Here is a 15,417-nt window from a genome sequence, read left to right as displayed (position 1 = left end):
TCTTGCGAATAGCGGATACTGTGGGGAAAGGCTATTGCAGGGAGATCGCTGATGGCGAAAACTGAACCATCACCACTACCACGAAACACCGAGCCCTTGCCCAAAACGGCCAAACCGGCATTGTTTTTTCTGTTGTTTCTGGCCGGGGTGGTAGGCTTTATTGCGCTCGCTTCATACCTGGTTGACCGGGCAATCTACGGATAGGGATGACTATGGCAACGGCAATGGAAAACCGACGCTATCCCCGCATACACCGTGAAGAAAGTCTCTCGCTGACATTACTGCCGGCGCGCTCCACCTCTGTCAGCCGGGAAGACAGGCTGTACCTCACCACTCAAGATGTTTCGGTGGCAGGCATCAGCGTGGAGCTCCCCTCCCCGATTCGCCCCGACACCGACGTGGAGCTCTGGGTTGCCCTGCTCGAAGAGCATGGCACCTACCACCTTTACGGTACCGTCGCCTGGTGTGCCGCTCCGGACGGCCAATTGCTGGCGGGTATTGCGCTGGATCTTGAACGGGCTGACGGCAGACTGTGGTCAGCCCATTTCGACAATGATGGCAGTTTGAGTGACTGAACCGTTATTCCAGCGTGGCACTGCTTACCAGCAACACCGCCCCCACTACCCCGACTCCCTGTTTGAATGGCTTGCACAGCACTGCCCGGACCCGACACGAGTACTCGATATGGGCTGCGGCACCGGACAGGCATGCCGGGGGCTTGAGCCCCGATTTGAACAGGTCATTGGCGCAGATCTCAGCCTAAAGCAACTCCATGCCGCTCCGGCCTCTCGGGCCTGCTACCTGGCGAGTACCTCCTCTGCCCTGCCCCTGGCCGATAACAGCCTGGATCTGATCACCGTTGCCCAGGCCTTCCACTGGTTTGATGCGCAAGCCTTTTTCGTCGAGGCCGGCCGCTGCCTTCGCCCCGGCGGCATGCTTGCCCTTATCAGCTACGGTCTTTGCGAAGTGGAAGGCCTGGGCTCCCTGATTGGGGATTATCATGATGGCCCGCTGGGGCCATGGTGGCCGCGAGAAAGGTCTTTGCTGATGGCCAATTACCCCAACGCCACCCTGCCCTGGCCACAGGTGGTGTTTCCTGGAGACTATCTCGAGTGCCATTGGCAGCTTGAAGATATGCTGGGGTATCTGGATACCTGGTCCGCACTGGTCAAAGCGCGCAAGGCGGGGGAAGACCCTCTGAAAAGCTTCGCACCTGTACTGGCTGATGCGTGGGGAGAGACAACACGGGTGACACGCTGGCCGTTAAGAGTAAAAGCCTGGCGCAAACCTTGACCCCGACATCCCGCGATGAACCAGAAATAAAGCTGTTCATGCCAATTTGCGCTGAGCGGTTATCGGCTGTCAGGGGCGCCGATCAGAAGCATCGGGAAAGTGCTCGGCGAGCAGGCCCGCCAGACGGTCCAGCTTGTTGCGACGCTTGCCCATGCCAAAGATATTCAACAAGCGGGTGGCCCAGGTGAAGGCAGTGGCGAGTGTATCGCCACCCTTGCGGGGAATCACATGCAGGTGCACGTGGGGCACATGCTGATTGGCCTCACGGCCATCATTGATTACCAGATTGTGCGCCTTCACCGGCAAACCCGCGCGCTTCTGCGCCTTGATGGTTCGTCGAGCCAGATCCATCAGATGGCTGGACATATCGGCCGTCAGTTCTTCCACCAGCGGCGCATGCACCTTGGGGATCACCAGACAGTGCCCTTCACGGACCGGGAAAAGGTCGAGAATGACCATGGCCCGGTCATCCTCATACACCACACTGGCCGGCAGCTCTCCGGCCTGTATCTGACAGAAGATGCACTGGCTCATTCTGGTCGCGCCGTATCCGCTTCCAGGCGGGTCTGCTTTCGCCGCTGCCGCCAGACCTCCAGCACCGCCACGACCATGGCCACCAGCAACATGGCCACCAGCGGTCCACCAGCCCGCCACAGACTGATGTCTTCCTGGGCAAGACCATCAAACAGGCTCACCACCCAGGCCGGCGCCCACTCATCATGTTCGGGCGAAACCGACCAGGGCGTGATCAGCAAGGCGGTCAGCACGATGCGCAACGGCACCTTGGCCCACACCGCCAGTGAACGGGTAAGCCACCACCAGACAAACAGGACACCGACTGTACCCACGAGATAGGCGAACCAGCCCCACAGAAATGCTTTGGTCGTCACGACAACTCCTGACTACTACTGTGAGCGGAGATTACTCCACCCAGTGAATAATGTGTTCTTCCCAGTCTTCCTCGGGAATCAACTGCTCGGATACTACCCGACCTGACACGCTGACGCCTGCCTGCTGCACGGACCGCCTGTCGCCACTCAGCAATGGATGCCAGCTGGGCAAAGGCTGTCCATGGGCGCGCAGACGGTAAGCGCAGGTGGACGGTAACCAGTCGGTATTTCGGGCCACAGCCTCGGTTACCCGAATGCAGTCCGGCACCTTGCTGAAACGCTCTTCATAGACCCGACACTGGCACTTGCTGGCATCCAGATACCGGCAGGCAAGATTGGTGAATGCCAGTTCACCGCTCTCTTCATCCTGCAGTTTAACCAGACAGCAGCCTCCGCAGCCATCGCACAGTGCCTCCCATTCCTCATCGTTGAGTGCTTCGAGGGGCAACTCCCAGAAACGTTCACGCAAGGACCTAGTCGTCATCTAGCGTCCGCGGGCGATCAGGGTGGCCGGCGGCCAGATAGAGATCTTCATCCGGCGGGGGCGGCATCTGCAGATAGAAACCCTGCTCACGGATACTGTCCATGACCTGCTGCACATCGGCCCGGGCCAGCGGACGGTCGGGTGAGAGGATCATGTCATTCACATGTACCGCAGGGCCAAACTGGTTCAACAGCACCTCAGGCAGTTCCTTGAGGCCTTTCTGGCGGTCTACAAACAGGTACATCCCGGTCTTTTTGCGGGTCTTGTAAATCGAACAGAACAACTTGCCTTTCAACACGTTAGAGCAACTCCAGCAAGGGTTTGGTAACGATTTCTTCGCGCCAGCCTGTCAGGGGTTCAGGCACCCGCTCCGGGTGCCGAATCAGGGATTCCAGCCAACGGCGGCGCATCAGCACGTCGGGTTTCAGGCCCACATCATCGGCGATTTTCCCCACCTTGCCACGTAATGTCTTGGCCAACTTTTTCTCGCGGGCATCCGGCGGCCCCGGCAATGGTGGCGGCGGCGCGGCGCGGTGCCCTTCCTCGATCAATGCGATCAAGGCATCACCGTCGCGACGAATACTTTTCGGATGCAGGCCCACCTCGGCCAGCATACCGCGATCACTGCGCCGGGCGCGGGCCAGATCCAGCAGCTGGGCATCCTTGATGACAAAGCTTTTCGGCAGATTGCGCTCACGGGCCATACGATTGCGCCAGGGGGCCAGCACCGACAGCACGGCACGGGCCTCGTCCGGCAGCAGTCCGGCCCCCTTGACGCCCCGCCAGGCATCTTCCGGCAACTCTTCGCGGCAGGCCTGGGCAAGCAGCCGGCCGCACTCTTCCTCCCACCAGTCCAAACGGCCCAGGGATGCCAGCCGGTCACGGAGGATATTGGTCACTTCAGGCAGGTACTTCACGTCGTCTTCGGCGTAGTGCAGCTGTTCTTCACTGAGCGGCCGCTTGAGCCAGTCAGTGCGGGTTGCGCCCTTCGGTAACTCCACCCCCAGCAGCATCTGCACAATCTTCTGGTAGCCAAGCTGCATGTCCTCACCGGTCAACGCTGCCGCGATCTGGGTGTCCTCAATGGCTGCAGGATACGCCCCGGTAAAGCTGGCAATGGCCTCCAGATCCTCGGAACAGGCGTGCATCACCAGAGTATGCTTACTGAATAGCGGGGCCAGCACGTCCGGGCTGATACGAGGGGTGTCTATCAGGCGGATGTTCTGGCCATCGTGGACCTGCACCAGCGCCAGCTGGGGCCAGAAGGTGCGCTCACGCATGAATTCCGTATCCAGATACACCGGGCTGCCGGGCTCAAGGCCTGCCAGCCAGCTGCCGATTGCGTCATTTGTGTCACACCAGAGATAAGCCATGGAACCGCCTGAAGCTGAATTGGCGATGATTATACGGGCTCGGGCAGGCAGATTTCAGCAAACAGACAAAGGAATCACCTCCGTAGCCGCCCACCAGGGCGAAATATGGTCGCCGACGCTCAATTTCCGGACGATTTTCTGCTACGCTTTGCGCCGCACTGAAACCCGCACAGGAAACACCGCATGAGCACGAAACTGGTACTGGTCCGCCACGGCCAGAGCGTTTGGAACAAGGAAAACCGCTTCACCGGCTGGAAGGACGTGGATCTCACCGATCAAGGCCGTGAGGAAGCGAGAACCGCAGGCGAACTGCTGAAAGAAGCCGGCTTTGAATTCGACGTGGCTTACACCTCCGTGCTCAAGCGCGCCATCCGCACTCTATGGACCATTATGGACACCATGGATCAGATGTGGATTCCGGTGATCCGCGACTATCGTCTGAACGAACGCCACTACGGCGCTCTGCAGGGCCTGAACAAGGCCGAGACCGCCGCCAAGTACGGTGATGATCAGGTGCATATCTGGCGTCGTAGCTACGATACCCCGCCGCCGAAAATGGAGCGCGACGACGAGCGTTACGCTGGCAACTTCCGCGTCTACGAGAATCTTAACGAAGAGCAGATCCCGCTTTCCGAAAGCCTCAAGGATACCGTGGACCGTTTCATTCCCTACTTCGAAAGCGAGATCAAGCCTGTTATCGAGTCTGGCAAACAGGTACTGATCTGTGCCCACGGCAACAGCTTGCGCGCGCTGGTTAAATACCTGGGTGATATCTCCGACGAAGAAATTGTGAAGCTGAACATCCCTACTGGGGTTCCCATGGTCTATGAGCTGGATGACAACCTGAAAGCCGTGAAAAACTACTATCTGGGCGACGCAGAGGCAGTGGCCAAGGCGGCTGAGGCAGTGGCCAACCAGGGCAAGGCGTGATGACGCCAGACGCCTGAGGCAGGATGTCCGATGCCAAAAGCCCGCCCCGGTCTGCCGGGGCGGGCTTTTTTGTGGTTCATCACTGAGGCCCGCCTGCACTGCTGGCGTTGAATGCAAGCGATAAAGACGACCGGCTCAGGGGTATCGCTTGCAGGCAAGCTCCCACAGGAGGTCAGGATGGGCTTGGGCATTTGGATGGGGCGGGCTCGGCATCACAACCCGGTCATGTCATTCGCGTTTTCACTTTCAGCTCGCCCCTACGGATGCGGCAACTCGCCCTCTTCACGGCTGCCATGATCCTGCCGCCCGGCTTCCCAGGCGGAGCGCAGTACCGGGTCTTCATAGGGATTGCTTGCGCTCCACCAGGCGGTGAACTGGCCGCGTTCGTAGGCCACATCCACGCTATCCAGTTCTGATGCTTCCGGCGCTCGCCAGCGGGCCTGCCAGCGTTGCCAGGCCACGGTTACATCATGCCCGACCACCAGCAGGCAAGGCACCAGTAACAGGCTGACCAGAGTGGCAAACATCACCCCGAAAGCCAGGGACACGGCCATGGGAATCAGGAAACGGGCCTGCACACTGGTCTCGAACATCAACGGGGCAACGCCGGCAAAAGTGGTAATGGACGTCAGCATGACCGGCCGCAACCGGCCACTGACACCCTCCACCACCGCCTGGCGCAATGCCAACCCCCTGTCACGGGCAGTGTTGATTGCATCAATCAACACCAGGTTATCATTCACCACCACACCACTCACGGCAATCACCCCCACCAGAGACCACAACGTCAGGCTGTAACCGAGGAAAAAGTGGCCCATGAAGGCTCCCACCATGCCGAACGGAATAGCTGCCATGACCAGCAACGGTTGGCCATAACCGCCAAAAAGAACAGTAAGAAGGAAGAAAATGGCCGCCAATGCAATGAGATAACTGACAGAAAGATAATCGAGAAAATCTTTGATCCCGGCGGGCTTGCCGGCAACGGTCCAGCCAGCACGTTCATCCACCTCGACCATGGGATCCAGGACGCTCTCACGCAGAACTGCCATGACCTGGCCCGGCGTTGTCACATGATCATCCACAAAAGCGCTGACTGTGGCGCTGCGTCGGCCATCATAGTGACTGATCATGGCTGGCACCTGACGGCGCTCCAGATCTGCCACCGCCGCCAGTACCGTCATGTCACCGTTGGGGAGCTGCAACGGCAAGCGCTCCAGATCCGTCAGTTGCTGACTGTCCTGCCCGGCAAGGCGCAGCATCACCGGCACTTCCTGATCCTGTTCGAACCAGCGATCCAGTTCGATGCCGTGGAAGGCATTGCGGACTTGAAGACCCACCTGGTCAGCACGTAAACCGGCCAGCTCTCCCTGCTCGCGCAATGCAATGTCCACCAGGGTCCGTTTGGCGTAGAGATTATTGGCAACCTCATGCACACCGTCCATGCGCGACAGCGACAGCGCGGCCTGATCGCTCAATCGCTGCAATACCGCCATATCCGGATGGAAAATATTGACATGAATATCCGGCTTCACCTGCATCAGGCTGGCGTGAAATTTCACGGACAGCGCATCGGCAATAGACCCGTGCAATTCCCGCCAGCGAGCGGCAAGTTCACGTGGTGGCATGGCCCCGGTATCGCCCTCCACTGCCAGTGTTACTCGCACCCGGAATCTCGCCGCTGGATCACGGGCATTGGAGATTTTCTGGCGCACGCCTTGCTCGGCAAAAACTGCCTCCACCGTGATCGGCGCGTGTTCATCTTCAAGCGCTACCGCCAACGCCCGCGCAGAACCCTCCAGGGATTGCAGCTCCCGGTAGAGTCGGGCTTCTCCCGTGCCTTGGGGAAAGACCACTTCCGCCATAACGCGATTCCCTTCCACCCGCGAAAACAGCACCATGGTCAGCCAGCCGCTGCTTACCAACGCACTGCAGAACATGAATAGCCCGACAAAGACAACAACCAGGACATAGCGCCAACGCAGCGCCGTTCTCAGCAACGGCCGCGCCTTCTCTTCCAGCCAGTGCTCCAGACGATCGTTGATCCGGTTTGACAGTTTTTCAGACTTGAGCCAGATCCCCCGCGGGGAACGGCTGTGACTCAAGTGCGCGGGCAAAATCCACAATGACTCCAGCAACGAAAGCACCAGAATGGCAATGGACACGATGGGAATAACCCGCATCAATGCCCCTTCCGGTCCGGGCAGAAACAGCAAGGGCGCGAATGCAAACAAGGTGGTCAGGACCGCAAACAGAATCGGTTTGGCAACTTTTTGCGCGCCAGTCACCGCGGCCTGGGGGCCCGGCAAGCCGAGCCGACGCTGTTGATCAATACTTTCTCCCACGATAACCGCATCATCCACCACGATGCCCAACACCAGAATGAACGCAAACAGCGAAATGGTATTGAAGGATTCGCCCAGCAAGGGCAGCAGGGCACAGGCGCCCAACATACACACAGGAATTCCCAGTGCGACCCAGCCGGCCAGGCGCAGTGTCAGGAAAATCGACAGCATGATGGTGAGCAAAAACAGCCCTTGCAGGGCATTGCGCCAGAGCAGATTGGAGCGCTCCTGAAACTGACGCGCATCATCGCTCCAGATACGAACACTGACGCCCCTCGGCAGCTCCGTATTGTTCACCCAGGCCTTCACGGCATCGGCCACTTCCAGCACGTTCTGCTCACCGACCCGGTACACATCCAGCGCTACCGCCGGATGCCCATTCAGCCAGGCGGCAAGATTATCGCGGGAGAAACCGTCTTTTACCGTTGCTACCTGCCCCAGCCGCAGCAGATCTCCCTGCTCCGACTGCCTGATCACGAGCTGCTCATAGGCCTGGGCATCCCCTGGCTGCTGACCGGTCTGCAGCATCCAGTCACCACGGTCACTGCGCAACACCCCGCCGGCAGTCCGCTGCACACTTTGACTGGCCGCCGCGGCAATCCCATCCAGAGTCAGCTGATAGCGATAAAGGTCATCACGCTGCACCTCAATGGACATCTCCCGCTCAGGCAGGTTTTCAATGTCGACACTGGACACTGCCGGATCATTCAGCAGCTCCCTCCTTGACTGCTGGGCCAATTCATAAATGTCATGGCGGGACAGGGAACCACTGAGGATCAATCGCACTACCCGGTTGCGAACAATCAATTCCTGAACCCGGGCCCGTCCGGCCCCCTTTGGCAGGTTATCCAGAGCATCCAGACGAGAGCGCACCAGCTCCAGGACCTTGCGGGTATCATGCCCTTCCAGCACATCCAGCTGCACAGAGCACAATCCTTCACGGGATTCACTGATCAGGTCGGTGGCGCCTTCCACGTCATCAAGGGCTGTTTCCACCGGCCCGCACAGCAGGGATTCCACATTGTCCGGGGTGGCCTGGGGCCAGGCCACGTAGATACCAATACGATCCAGCGGCACATTCGGCAGGGTCTCCTGTCGGGTCATGGGAATCGCCACTATGCCCGCCAGCAACAACGTGATCATCAGCAGGTTGGCTACTGCGCTGTTGCCTGCAAACCAGGCGATGGTACGGTTCATTGCAGGGGTCCGCTCATGTTGGCCAGTCCCGGCGCCGGCGGGTTGGGGTTGATGCGCATGCCTTCCAGCAATTGCAGATCCCCGGCCAGCACGGCACGGGTGGAGCTGGTGACGCCATCGTTGACATAAAGGTTGTCACGATCATGATGCAGCACAACAACGGTCTGTCGACGCAGGCGCTGTTCATCGTCCAGCACCCAGATGCTGTCTTCTCCAGCCTGGGCGGAACGCGGCAACACCGCCACAGCCTGAGTCGGCGCTCCGCGCAGCTCGGCCTGTACCAGCACTCCCGGTTCCAGCGGCAGATCCTGTTCATGATTGGCCACCTGGACGATCAAATGCATCATCTGGTTACGGTTAAGCCCCCCTTCGCGACGCACCACCTTACCCTGCCATTCGCCAGTCCGACCGGCAAAGCGCCCACTCAAGCGGGCCTGCACCGGTTCCAGAGTGCTGTCATCACCGGGGACAATACCCAGCAAGGCCAGCCAGTCATCACGTACCGGCAGCCGTACCTCTACCAGATCTTCCTGATAGAGCTGCCCGAGCACAGTACCAGCCTGTAAATGCTGACCTGGCATCACTTGCACGCCCTTGAGACGCCCACTGATCGCAGCCACCAGCTCGGTCTGCTCCAGTTGCCGCTGGGCCTGGCGTAATCCCGCCTGGGCCGCTGCCAGACGGCTGCGCGCTTCATCCATTTGCGGTTCAAAACGTCCCAGCGCCGACGAGCGACTGGCGCTGCCGGCGACTCGGGCGCGAGCGCGGGTTTCTGCCAGGTGCAGACGGGCTGCCTGCACCGCGTTCTGCTGCGTGATCACCTCCAGCTCGAAGGGCTCCGGGTCAAGCCGCAACAGGATTTCACCGGCCATCACCCGGCCACCATCCGCAAAGGCCGGAGCCACTTCTTCAACCCGACCAGACACTTCCAGACTCAGCGGCAGCTGGTGACGGGCGGAAACCTGACCCTGGGTATAAACCGGAATAATCTGGTCACTCCAACTTACCTTCCAGGTGTCCAGGGCCAGAATATTGTCGCGTACGTTTTGGGCCGGCTGTGCCGGAGGTACCAGGTAAAGCATCGCCACCGCCACTGTGACTGCGGCCGCTGCGATCAGCGCAACCAGGGTACGCAAGCTCGGAAAAGTCATATCCACTCCAACAGGCCATTTTTCCAGTGTTGCAGGCACTGTTCTGCCCGGGCTTGATCTGCACCAAGAGAAGGGTGCAGCCGTAACGCCAGTGTCAGGCGTCCGTTGACGATCATGACGCCGTTGGCCACTGGATGGTTGGGGCTTCCGGGGCCACAACAACAGAACGTCGTATCTGGCGCCATCCCCGCGGAGATAAAATCCATCTGCCATTCGCCAAGGCTGGAAAAGGAACCGCAATGGGGTTTCCCGTTAAGCATCCGCGCGCACAACCAATCCACCCCGCGCTGACCGATAAACCGGCCAACACGCGCCAGATGCCAAAAGCGCCAGTGCACATTGGCTTTCAGATTGGCGCGAATGGCCCGGTCAATGTCGGCAGGTGCATCATCCGGCGAAACAGTCAGATAAAACGCGCTGGACAAGTTCATTTCCTGGCGGGGAATCGTGATGGCATTACGCATATTGACGGGAAAACACCAGCTACCCACTGCCCTTCCCTGCATCAGGGTGTCGCAAACAGCCCGGTGCAGAGCCAGCAGCAACAGGCTGTTCAGGGACACTTGCTGGCTGTCGGCATAGCGCAGAAGTCCTTGAGTTTCAGCCCGTGTCAACCAGCCCATCAGAGGCTCTACGGAAGGCGCCTGTTGCGTTTCAAAATGTTCCCACTGCGGCGCTTCGGCTTCTCTGCTCAATGGTTTTCGCTGCCAACGCCGCCAGAAAGAGGGTGGCTTGCGATGCTTCCCGGAGGGCAATAGCGGCTCGATCATGCCGACCTGACGGGCGGAGGCCAGAATGCCACCCACCCCATCGTAATCACGGTGCCGCAAAATCACATTGGTGCGCTTGCCCGTCGCAGGATCGTCAAACATGAAATCGATACGGTCATCCACGCCCAGCTTCGCACGGGCCTGATACCACATACCGATATAATCGATGATGCCAGTATTCACAGACGGGCAACCTCCACGTACCAGGGGCGTTCTCCGTCAAGCGCCCCCCGCGGATCCCCGTCATAACTGACCAGAAAATGCTCGCTTAGCAGCAGCCGGCGACGATAGCGCGCCGCCACACCAGCCAGTGGGTCCTGTTGGAAAAATCCACAGATCAAGGCGTCATAACGGCCATGGAAATAGGCAACTGCGTAATCCATCAGCAAACGCAACAGGTCCGGATCATCGTTAGCGACGATCAAACTATGCAGTGAGAGATAGGAAAGCACGCCACCCGCCGGCGGCAAACGCATGCCACCACGAAGCACACTATGGGTGTTGTAGAGATGACGCATCACGCCCATGCCACGGGCATAACCAAGCACACGGGTTTGCTTGATTGGCTTCTGATCCCAGAAACCCAACACACCCTTGAGCTCCCCCCCTATACGCAACAGCAAAAAACTAGAGGCATTGAGTCCAAAGCAATACTCGTCGCCATGCACACGATTCACATCCCAATAGGGAAAGAACTGTTTTTTTCTGCCCTCACGTTTGAGTAACGCAGCTATTTCAGGCAGATCCGAAGAACCACTTTGGCGGATGCTGGTATCAGCCGGCAGACGTGGATAACGCTGGCGTGTGTAAAGCATGCTGGTTTCGATAGTGCCGGCCGGGTAGTACACCGGCAGGCCGGCGCGGCCACTGGCAACCGTGGCCAGTGAAGCCTGGTTATCGCGCAGTACCGTTGTCTGCATCCACTCCCCTTCGGCCAGCTGCTTGCGCAGGTGTCGAAACATGCGATGGAGAATCATGCCATTGCGAAATTCCGGGGCGATACGCAGATCATGGGCGTAACGGATCGGCCTCACTTCGCCATTGATCCACACATGGCGCCAGCCCACGTTATAGACTGCACCCACTTTTCCCGGCGCATCACGGGCTTCCGCCACCCACACATCCGGCTGTTCACAGGCAACTTTCGCACCGCGAAAATAATCCGGGTTACGCTCGAAATTCAGCGTTACCGCCCCGGGCTGCGGGGTTCCCTGAAGCAGCGCCAGAATGGCCGCGTTATCCTCTTGCCGTGCGGGGCGAATCTGATAACTCACAAGACCCCCTGCCCTTCGGCTGCACGGGTCATCCACAACGGGACTTCGCCGTTCCAGTACTGCAGGGATTCGATCTTGATGTTGCCTTCAATCATGCCGCGCTGAAGACACTGATGTAGATACCGTTCGCGCATGGCCGGGTGAACCACACAACGTAACGGCGCCAACTGCCCCAGATTTCTAGCCAGCTGATAATGAAAGTGGCGCTGTAAAATCCCATCCAGTTGTTTGGCAAGGCTCGCATCGCCCGCACCCGGCGTACCTTCCAGTAAGAGGATATAACCCGGGATCCCGTTCCCTGCGTCATCCACTGCCACAGTGCAGACTGTGGTCAGATCATCCGGCAGAACCAGTTGAGTCACGGCTTCTTCCATCACCGGGGCGGTCATTTTTTCGCCCACCAGATCCGTGGTTCCTGAACGGCCAAGGAAGGTGAGCACAGGCACCCCTTCATTAAAACCATCCACCCGGACCAGATCCTTGAGCTGATAACGAAGCAGACCGCTACCGGTGCTCAGTAACGGCATCACCACCTGCCCTTTTTCCAGCTCCCAGGGCGCGTAGATACAGCCGTCATCCGGATCCTGAAATTCGTAGACATGGCTACGGTATGCCAGCGTCTGCTGCCCCTGATATGGCAACGTCACGACGCCCTCCGTGGCCCATAGCCCCTTGCCCTGGAATGCCGCCTGCGGCAATAAACGATGCAGCTGTTTGGCCCAGGGCGCGGATGCGGCCGTGTCCCAGGCGCTCACCAGGGCCAGGGAAGGCCACAGTGCAATGAAGAATTCGGAATCGAGAACACCGTTCCACTCACGCAACAACTGCGCAGCACGGTGAGAAACCGGACATGGCAGCGCATTCACGCCCAGCATGCGTTGCCCCCAATGCCCAGTGGCAAGAGCTTCCGCCAGTTCTTCACGCCAGTGGGACAGGGATTTGAGCATGCCCAGCCCAAAGGTGGGGCTCCACACAGAAATCATGGACAGAGAAGGGTCCGCAGCCAGATAAGCCAGGGTGGCAAACATGGAGTCATCAGAACTGCTGGCCAGAGAAACATTCTGGGGTACCGCCTGGGTGGCGCCCGCCACCAGCCGTTTTCCAAATGACATCAGCTGCAGATCATCATTGATATCCTCGCGCATGCTGGCACGCAAGGCTGTAGGTACCCAGGACATGGACCAGTAGTGACGCCCTTTCATCAGGCCCGGATACTGGCGATATAAATCAACCACCCAGGGACTGATGGCGTTATCAAGCTCACCCAGAAAGTGTTTGGTGTAGGGAACCCACTTGATCGCAGACGTGGAACCACTGGTGGGCTGAAAACGTACCAGGGGAGAATCAATCAGGCCAGGCTGGCCTTGTAGGCGGTGCCCCTCAATAGCCTGCCGCCAATGATCATAATCCGTGATGGGTTGGGTAGCGGCAAACTGCTCCCAACTCATTCCCGCCTCAAGCCCCGTTGCCTGACCAAACGGCTGGCGCGCTACCCGCGTCAGCAACTGAGCCAGCTTTTGCCGCTGCACCTGCTCAAGAGAACGGCGCGAAGCGGAAAATCGGGATTCCCCTGGCCACGTGGCCAATTTCAGCAATCGATGTCCAAACATGGCCTGCCTTTTTCTTTTAGTTATTGGCAATCACTGGTGCAGCGACCTGCGCGCTTTTACGTCGTAACTTAAGCCAAAGCGCCATGGGGTAACCAAGCATCAGCGAATAGCTGACTTCCCCAATACAGGGCAATTCAGTGCCCCGCTGCCAGCTTGGATTCCTCGACTCAAAAAATTGAATTTTTTCATTATTTTTTCGCATTTCATCGGTAATTCCGGCCACATCAGATTTCAGGTAGGTATAACCGGAACCGAAATCCAGAAGTTTCCTCTCCGAGCAGTAATAGTCGCGAAAAAGGGTGTCACAATAATTATCGACCAACCCTGCCAGCTTTTCACAGTCACCCTCAATATTCGGGTAATAATTGTGAAAATTATTCGCCATCAGCAAATAGGTTTTATAGCCCTTCGAAATCAACAACCAGAATAGCGGGCGAACCGGGTGACGAAGTTTTTCACGAATAACACGAAAGAAAAATGCGACGTGTAGGGCCTTGCTACCCCAATACTCTTTTTCGATGATGGTATCGCCGCTGAATATTCCTCGAACAGGGCGACCATCCACCTTCATATCCAGGGTTTTCATGGTGGAAAAACCAACCACGCGCTTGGTGGAACGCTCTGCCACGAGGAACACACCATCTTTCTCGGACATGTCACGACAGAAAAGATCCAGACTTATATTTTCGTAGTAGCCAGAATAGATCTCATACATTCGTCGCATATCAAGAACTGATACTTTAGAAATAGGCAAATAGCGCGCCTTCAAAGAAGCCGATTTTTCCCTTTTCATTTCTCCGCTCCGTGTTTATTTTTGTTCGTTAAAAGCGGCGCACATAATCGCGACCTCCCCCCAATTACATAATGGTTAAAGCGGCCATTTTTTTGTTAAAAATGGCAACAATGATTCTTTTTTCATTAATACGCGAGATAGTGAGAACCTGTTCTCACCCATAATAACAACAGGAATTAGGCCAAAGGCCAGGTACAGATAATGAAAAACAGTGGAATGGCACTGAACGTTCCCATCATTTCAGTTCGCTATGCCCGCCGGTATTTGCGGTTTGTACAAAAACACGGAATCAATGGAACGATAGTGCTCGAAAATGCCGACATCGATCCGGCCATTCTTGATAATCCCGAAGGTTTTCTCTCCATCAAGCAGGTTTCCCAAATCCTTCGCCACGGCAACCGTTTACTCAATGATGAGACCACCGGTTTCCGCTTCGGGCAGGAACTGGATCTCCATGGTCATGGTTTATTCGGCTTCGCGCTTCTGAGGCAAAAAAATTACCGTCATCTGGTCAATATGGTGGTGCAGTACCTACGGGTATCCCTCCCGTTGATGGACATGGAAATCAAGGCCAACGGCGAAGAGATTTCCATCCAACTCCATGACAACTGGGAATTCGGTGATCTCAAACCCACCATCGCTGGCATCTACATGGGCAGCATCTATTCGCTGGCGTCGCTGGTGAGCAAACGTTTCACCTTCGAATTTGATTTCCCCTGCCCGGGTAAATCACTGCAATGGCAACAATTGGCAAAAGGCGGGACCATGCGGTTTGATCAACCACAAAACCGGGTATTGATGCCGCTTGTAGGCAGGCAGATGCGTGATGATGATGCCAGCATGGCCAATTATCTGGCTGCCGCCCGCAGCCAGGAGCAGCTGAAGTGCAACGACAGCCTCAAAGTGGTGACCCAGGTGCGTCACCAGATCATGACCTCACCGGGGCGCAGCAGCAGCCTGGAACGGGTTGCCGAACAACTGGGCATGAGCTCCCGCTCGGTACGCCGGCATCTGAATCTGGCGGGATACGGATTCAGCACCATTCGGAACCAGGTCCGAGAGACCTTTGCAACCCGGTTCCTGCAAGATACAGACATGCCGCTTGAGAAAATTGCCGAACATATCGGCTACAGCGATCAGGCCAGCTTCAGCAAGGCCTACCGCTCCTGGACAGGCAAAACCCCGGGAGAGGTTCGCCGCGCCCACCGTCAATAGCCCCCTGTGAACGAATTGACCCAAAATACAGAGCATTTGACGGGAGCGGCTTTTTCTTTCTGAACCTTTCCCTCTAGTATCCGGTCTTACAACAG

General features: G+C 57.7%; 16 protein-coding genes. 5 read left to right on the top strand and 11 right to left on the bottom strand.

Annotated features, from left to right (window positions below; all coding sequences use genetic code 11):
• Positions 1 to 51: 51 nt before the first annotated feature.
• From GQF00_RS14120 to GQF00_RS14110, 3 genes are read left to right on the top strand one after another with little or no spacing between them, the layout of a single operon-like run.
• Positions 52 to 204 (top strand): hypothetical protein, encoded by a 153-nt coding sequence (locus GQF00_RS14120; RefSeq protein WP_161319780.1) that lies wholly within the window; start codon positions 52 to 54, stop codon positions 202 to 204.
• A gap of 8 nt (positions 205 to 212) precedes the next feature.
• On the top strand, positions 213 to 575 hold the full coding sequence (locus GQF00_RS14115; protein WP_161319779.1) for a PilZ domain-containing protein: 363 nt from the start codon (positions 213 to 215) through the stop codon (positions 573 to 575).
• A complete protein-coding gene (locus GQF00_RS14110; protein WP_161319778.1) occupies positions 568 to 1,293 on the top strand; it encodes a class I SAM-dependent methyltransferase in 726 nt (241 codons plus the stop codon). The genes GQF00_RS14115 and GQF00_RS14110 overlap by 8 nt, the downstream gene beginning before the upstream one ends.
• Positions 1,294 to 1,362: 69 nt before the next feature.
• On the opposite strand, the gene GQF00_RS14105 is transcribed toward GQF00_RS14110, so the two are convergent.
• From GQF00_RS14105 to rnd, 5 genes are read right to left on the bottom strand one after another with little or no spacing between them, the layout of a single operon-like run.
• Positions 1,363 to 1,827, bottom strand: a complete 465-nt coding sequence (locus GQF00_RS14105) for an HIT family protein (protein ID WP_161319777.1) — start codon at positions 1,825 to 1,827, stop codon at positions 1,363 to 1,365.
• Positions 1,824 to 2,183 carry a hypothetical protein gene (locus GQF00_RS14100; protein ID WP_161319776.1) on the bottom strand — a complete coding sequence of 120 codons (360 nt, stop codon included), beginning with the start codon at positions 2,181 to 2,183 and terminating at the stop codon, positions 1,824 to 1,826. The genes GQF00_RS14105 and GQF00_RS14100 overlap by 4 nt, the downstream gene beginning before the upstream one ends.
• A 31-nt stretch (positions 2,184 to 2,214) precedes the next feature.
• Entirely contained in the window at positions 2,215 to 2,667 is a 453-nt protein-coding gene (locus GQF00_RS14095; protein WP_161319775.1) for a YcgN family cysteine cluster protein, read from the bottom strand.
• Complete coding sequence (locus tag GQF00_RS14090; RefSeq protein WP_161319774.1) at positions 2,657 to 2,965, bottom strand: YcgL domain-containing protein; 309 nt, start codon at positions 2,963 to 2,965, stop codon at positions 2,657 to 2,659. The genes GQF00_RS14095 and GQF00_RS14090 overlap by 11 nt, the downstream gene beginning before the upstream one ends.
• 1 nt (position 2,966) lies before the next feature.
• Positions 2,967 to 4,040: a ribonuclease D gene (rnd, locus tag GQF00_RS14085; RefSeq protein ID WP_161319773.1), complete on the bottom strand. Its 1,074-nt coding sequence runs from the start codon at positions 4,038 to 4,040 to the stop codon at positions 2,967 to 2,969.
• Positions 4,041 to 4,223: 183 nt separating this feature from the next.
• On the opposite strand from rnd, the gene gpmA reads away from it, so the two are divergent.
• Entirely contained in the window at positions 4,224 to 4,970 is a 747-nt protein-coding gene (gpmA, locus tag GQF00_RS14080) for a 2,3-diphosphoglycerate-dependent phosphoglycerate mutase (protein ID WP_161319772.1), read from the top strand.
• Between the two features lie 257 nt (positions 4,971 to 5,227).
• Here gpmA and GQF00_RS14075 read toward each other — a convergent pair whose 3' ends face one another.
• From GQF00_RS14075 to GQF00_RS14050, 6 genes are read right to left on the bottom strand one after another with little or no spacing between them, the layout of a single operon-like run.
• Entirely contained in the window at positions 5,228 to 8,509 is a 3,282-nt protein-coding gene (locus GQF00_RS14075; protein ID WP_161319771.1) for an efflux RND transporter permease subunit, read from the bottom strand.
• Positions 8,506 to 9,660 (bottom strand): efflux RND transporter periplasmic adaptor subunit, encoded by a 1,155-nt coding sequence (locus tag GQF00_RS14070; protein WP_161319770.1) that lies wholly within the window; start codon positions 9,658 to 9,660, stop codon positions 8,506 to 8,508. The genes GQF00_RS14075 and GQF00_RS14070 overlap by 4 nt, the downstream gene beginning before the upstream one ends.
• Positions 9,657 to 10,613, bottom strand: a complete 957-nt coding sequence (locus GQF00_RS14065) for a hypothetical protein (protein ID WP_161319769.1) — start codon at positions 10,611 to 10,613, stop codon at positions 9,657 to 9,659. Before GQF00_RS14065 ends, GQF00_RS14070 begins: the two co-directional genes overlap by 4 nt.
• The gene (locus GQF00_RS14060) at positions 10,610 to 11,704 is read right to left on the bottom strand and encodes a hypothetical protein (protein ID WP_161319768.1); all 1,095 of its coding nucleotides are present in this window, start codon (positions 11,702 to 11,704) and stop codon (positions 10,610 to 10,612) included. Before GQF00_RS14060 ends, GQF00_RS14065 begins: the two co-directional genes overlap by 4 nt.
• A complete protein-coding gene (locus GQF00_RS14055) occupies positions 11,701 to 13,314 on the bottom strand; it encodes a GH3 auxin-responsive promoter family protein (RefSeq protein ID WP_161319767.1) in 1,614 nt (537 codons plus the stop codon). The genes GQF00_RS14060 and GQF00_RS14055 overlap by 4 nt, the downstream gene beginning before the upstream one ends.
• A 16-nt stretch (positions 13,315 to 13,330) precedes the next feature.
• Entirely contained in the window at positions 13,331 to 14,107 is a 777-nt protein-coding gene (locus GQF00_RS14050) for a hypothetical protein (protein WP_237440525.1), read from the bottom strand.
• A gap of 303 nt (positions 14,108 to 14,410) precedes the next feature.
• Here GQF00_RS14050 and GQF00_RS14045 point away from each other — a divergent pair, with 303 nt between their 5' ends.
• Positions 14,411 to 15,322 (top strand): helix-turn-helix domain-containing protein, encoded by a 912-nt coding sequence (locus GQF00_RS14045; protein ID WP_370519507.1) that lies wholly within the window; start codon positions 14,411 to 14,413, stop codon positions 15,320 to 15,322.
• The last annotated feature ends 95 nt before the right edge of the window (positions 15,323 to 15,417 follow it).

Origin of the sequence: Alcanivorax sp. DP30, from assembly GCF_009882945.1 — a bacterium.
GTDB lineage: Bacteria > Pseudomonadota > Gammaproteobacteria > Pseudomonadales > Alcanivoracaceae > Alcanivorax.
Note: the sequence above shows the minus strand (reverse complement) of the source record. Positions and strands in the feature narration are given on the sequence as shown.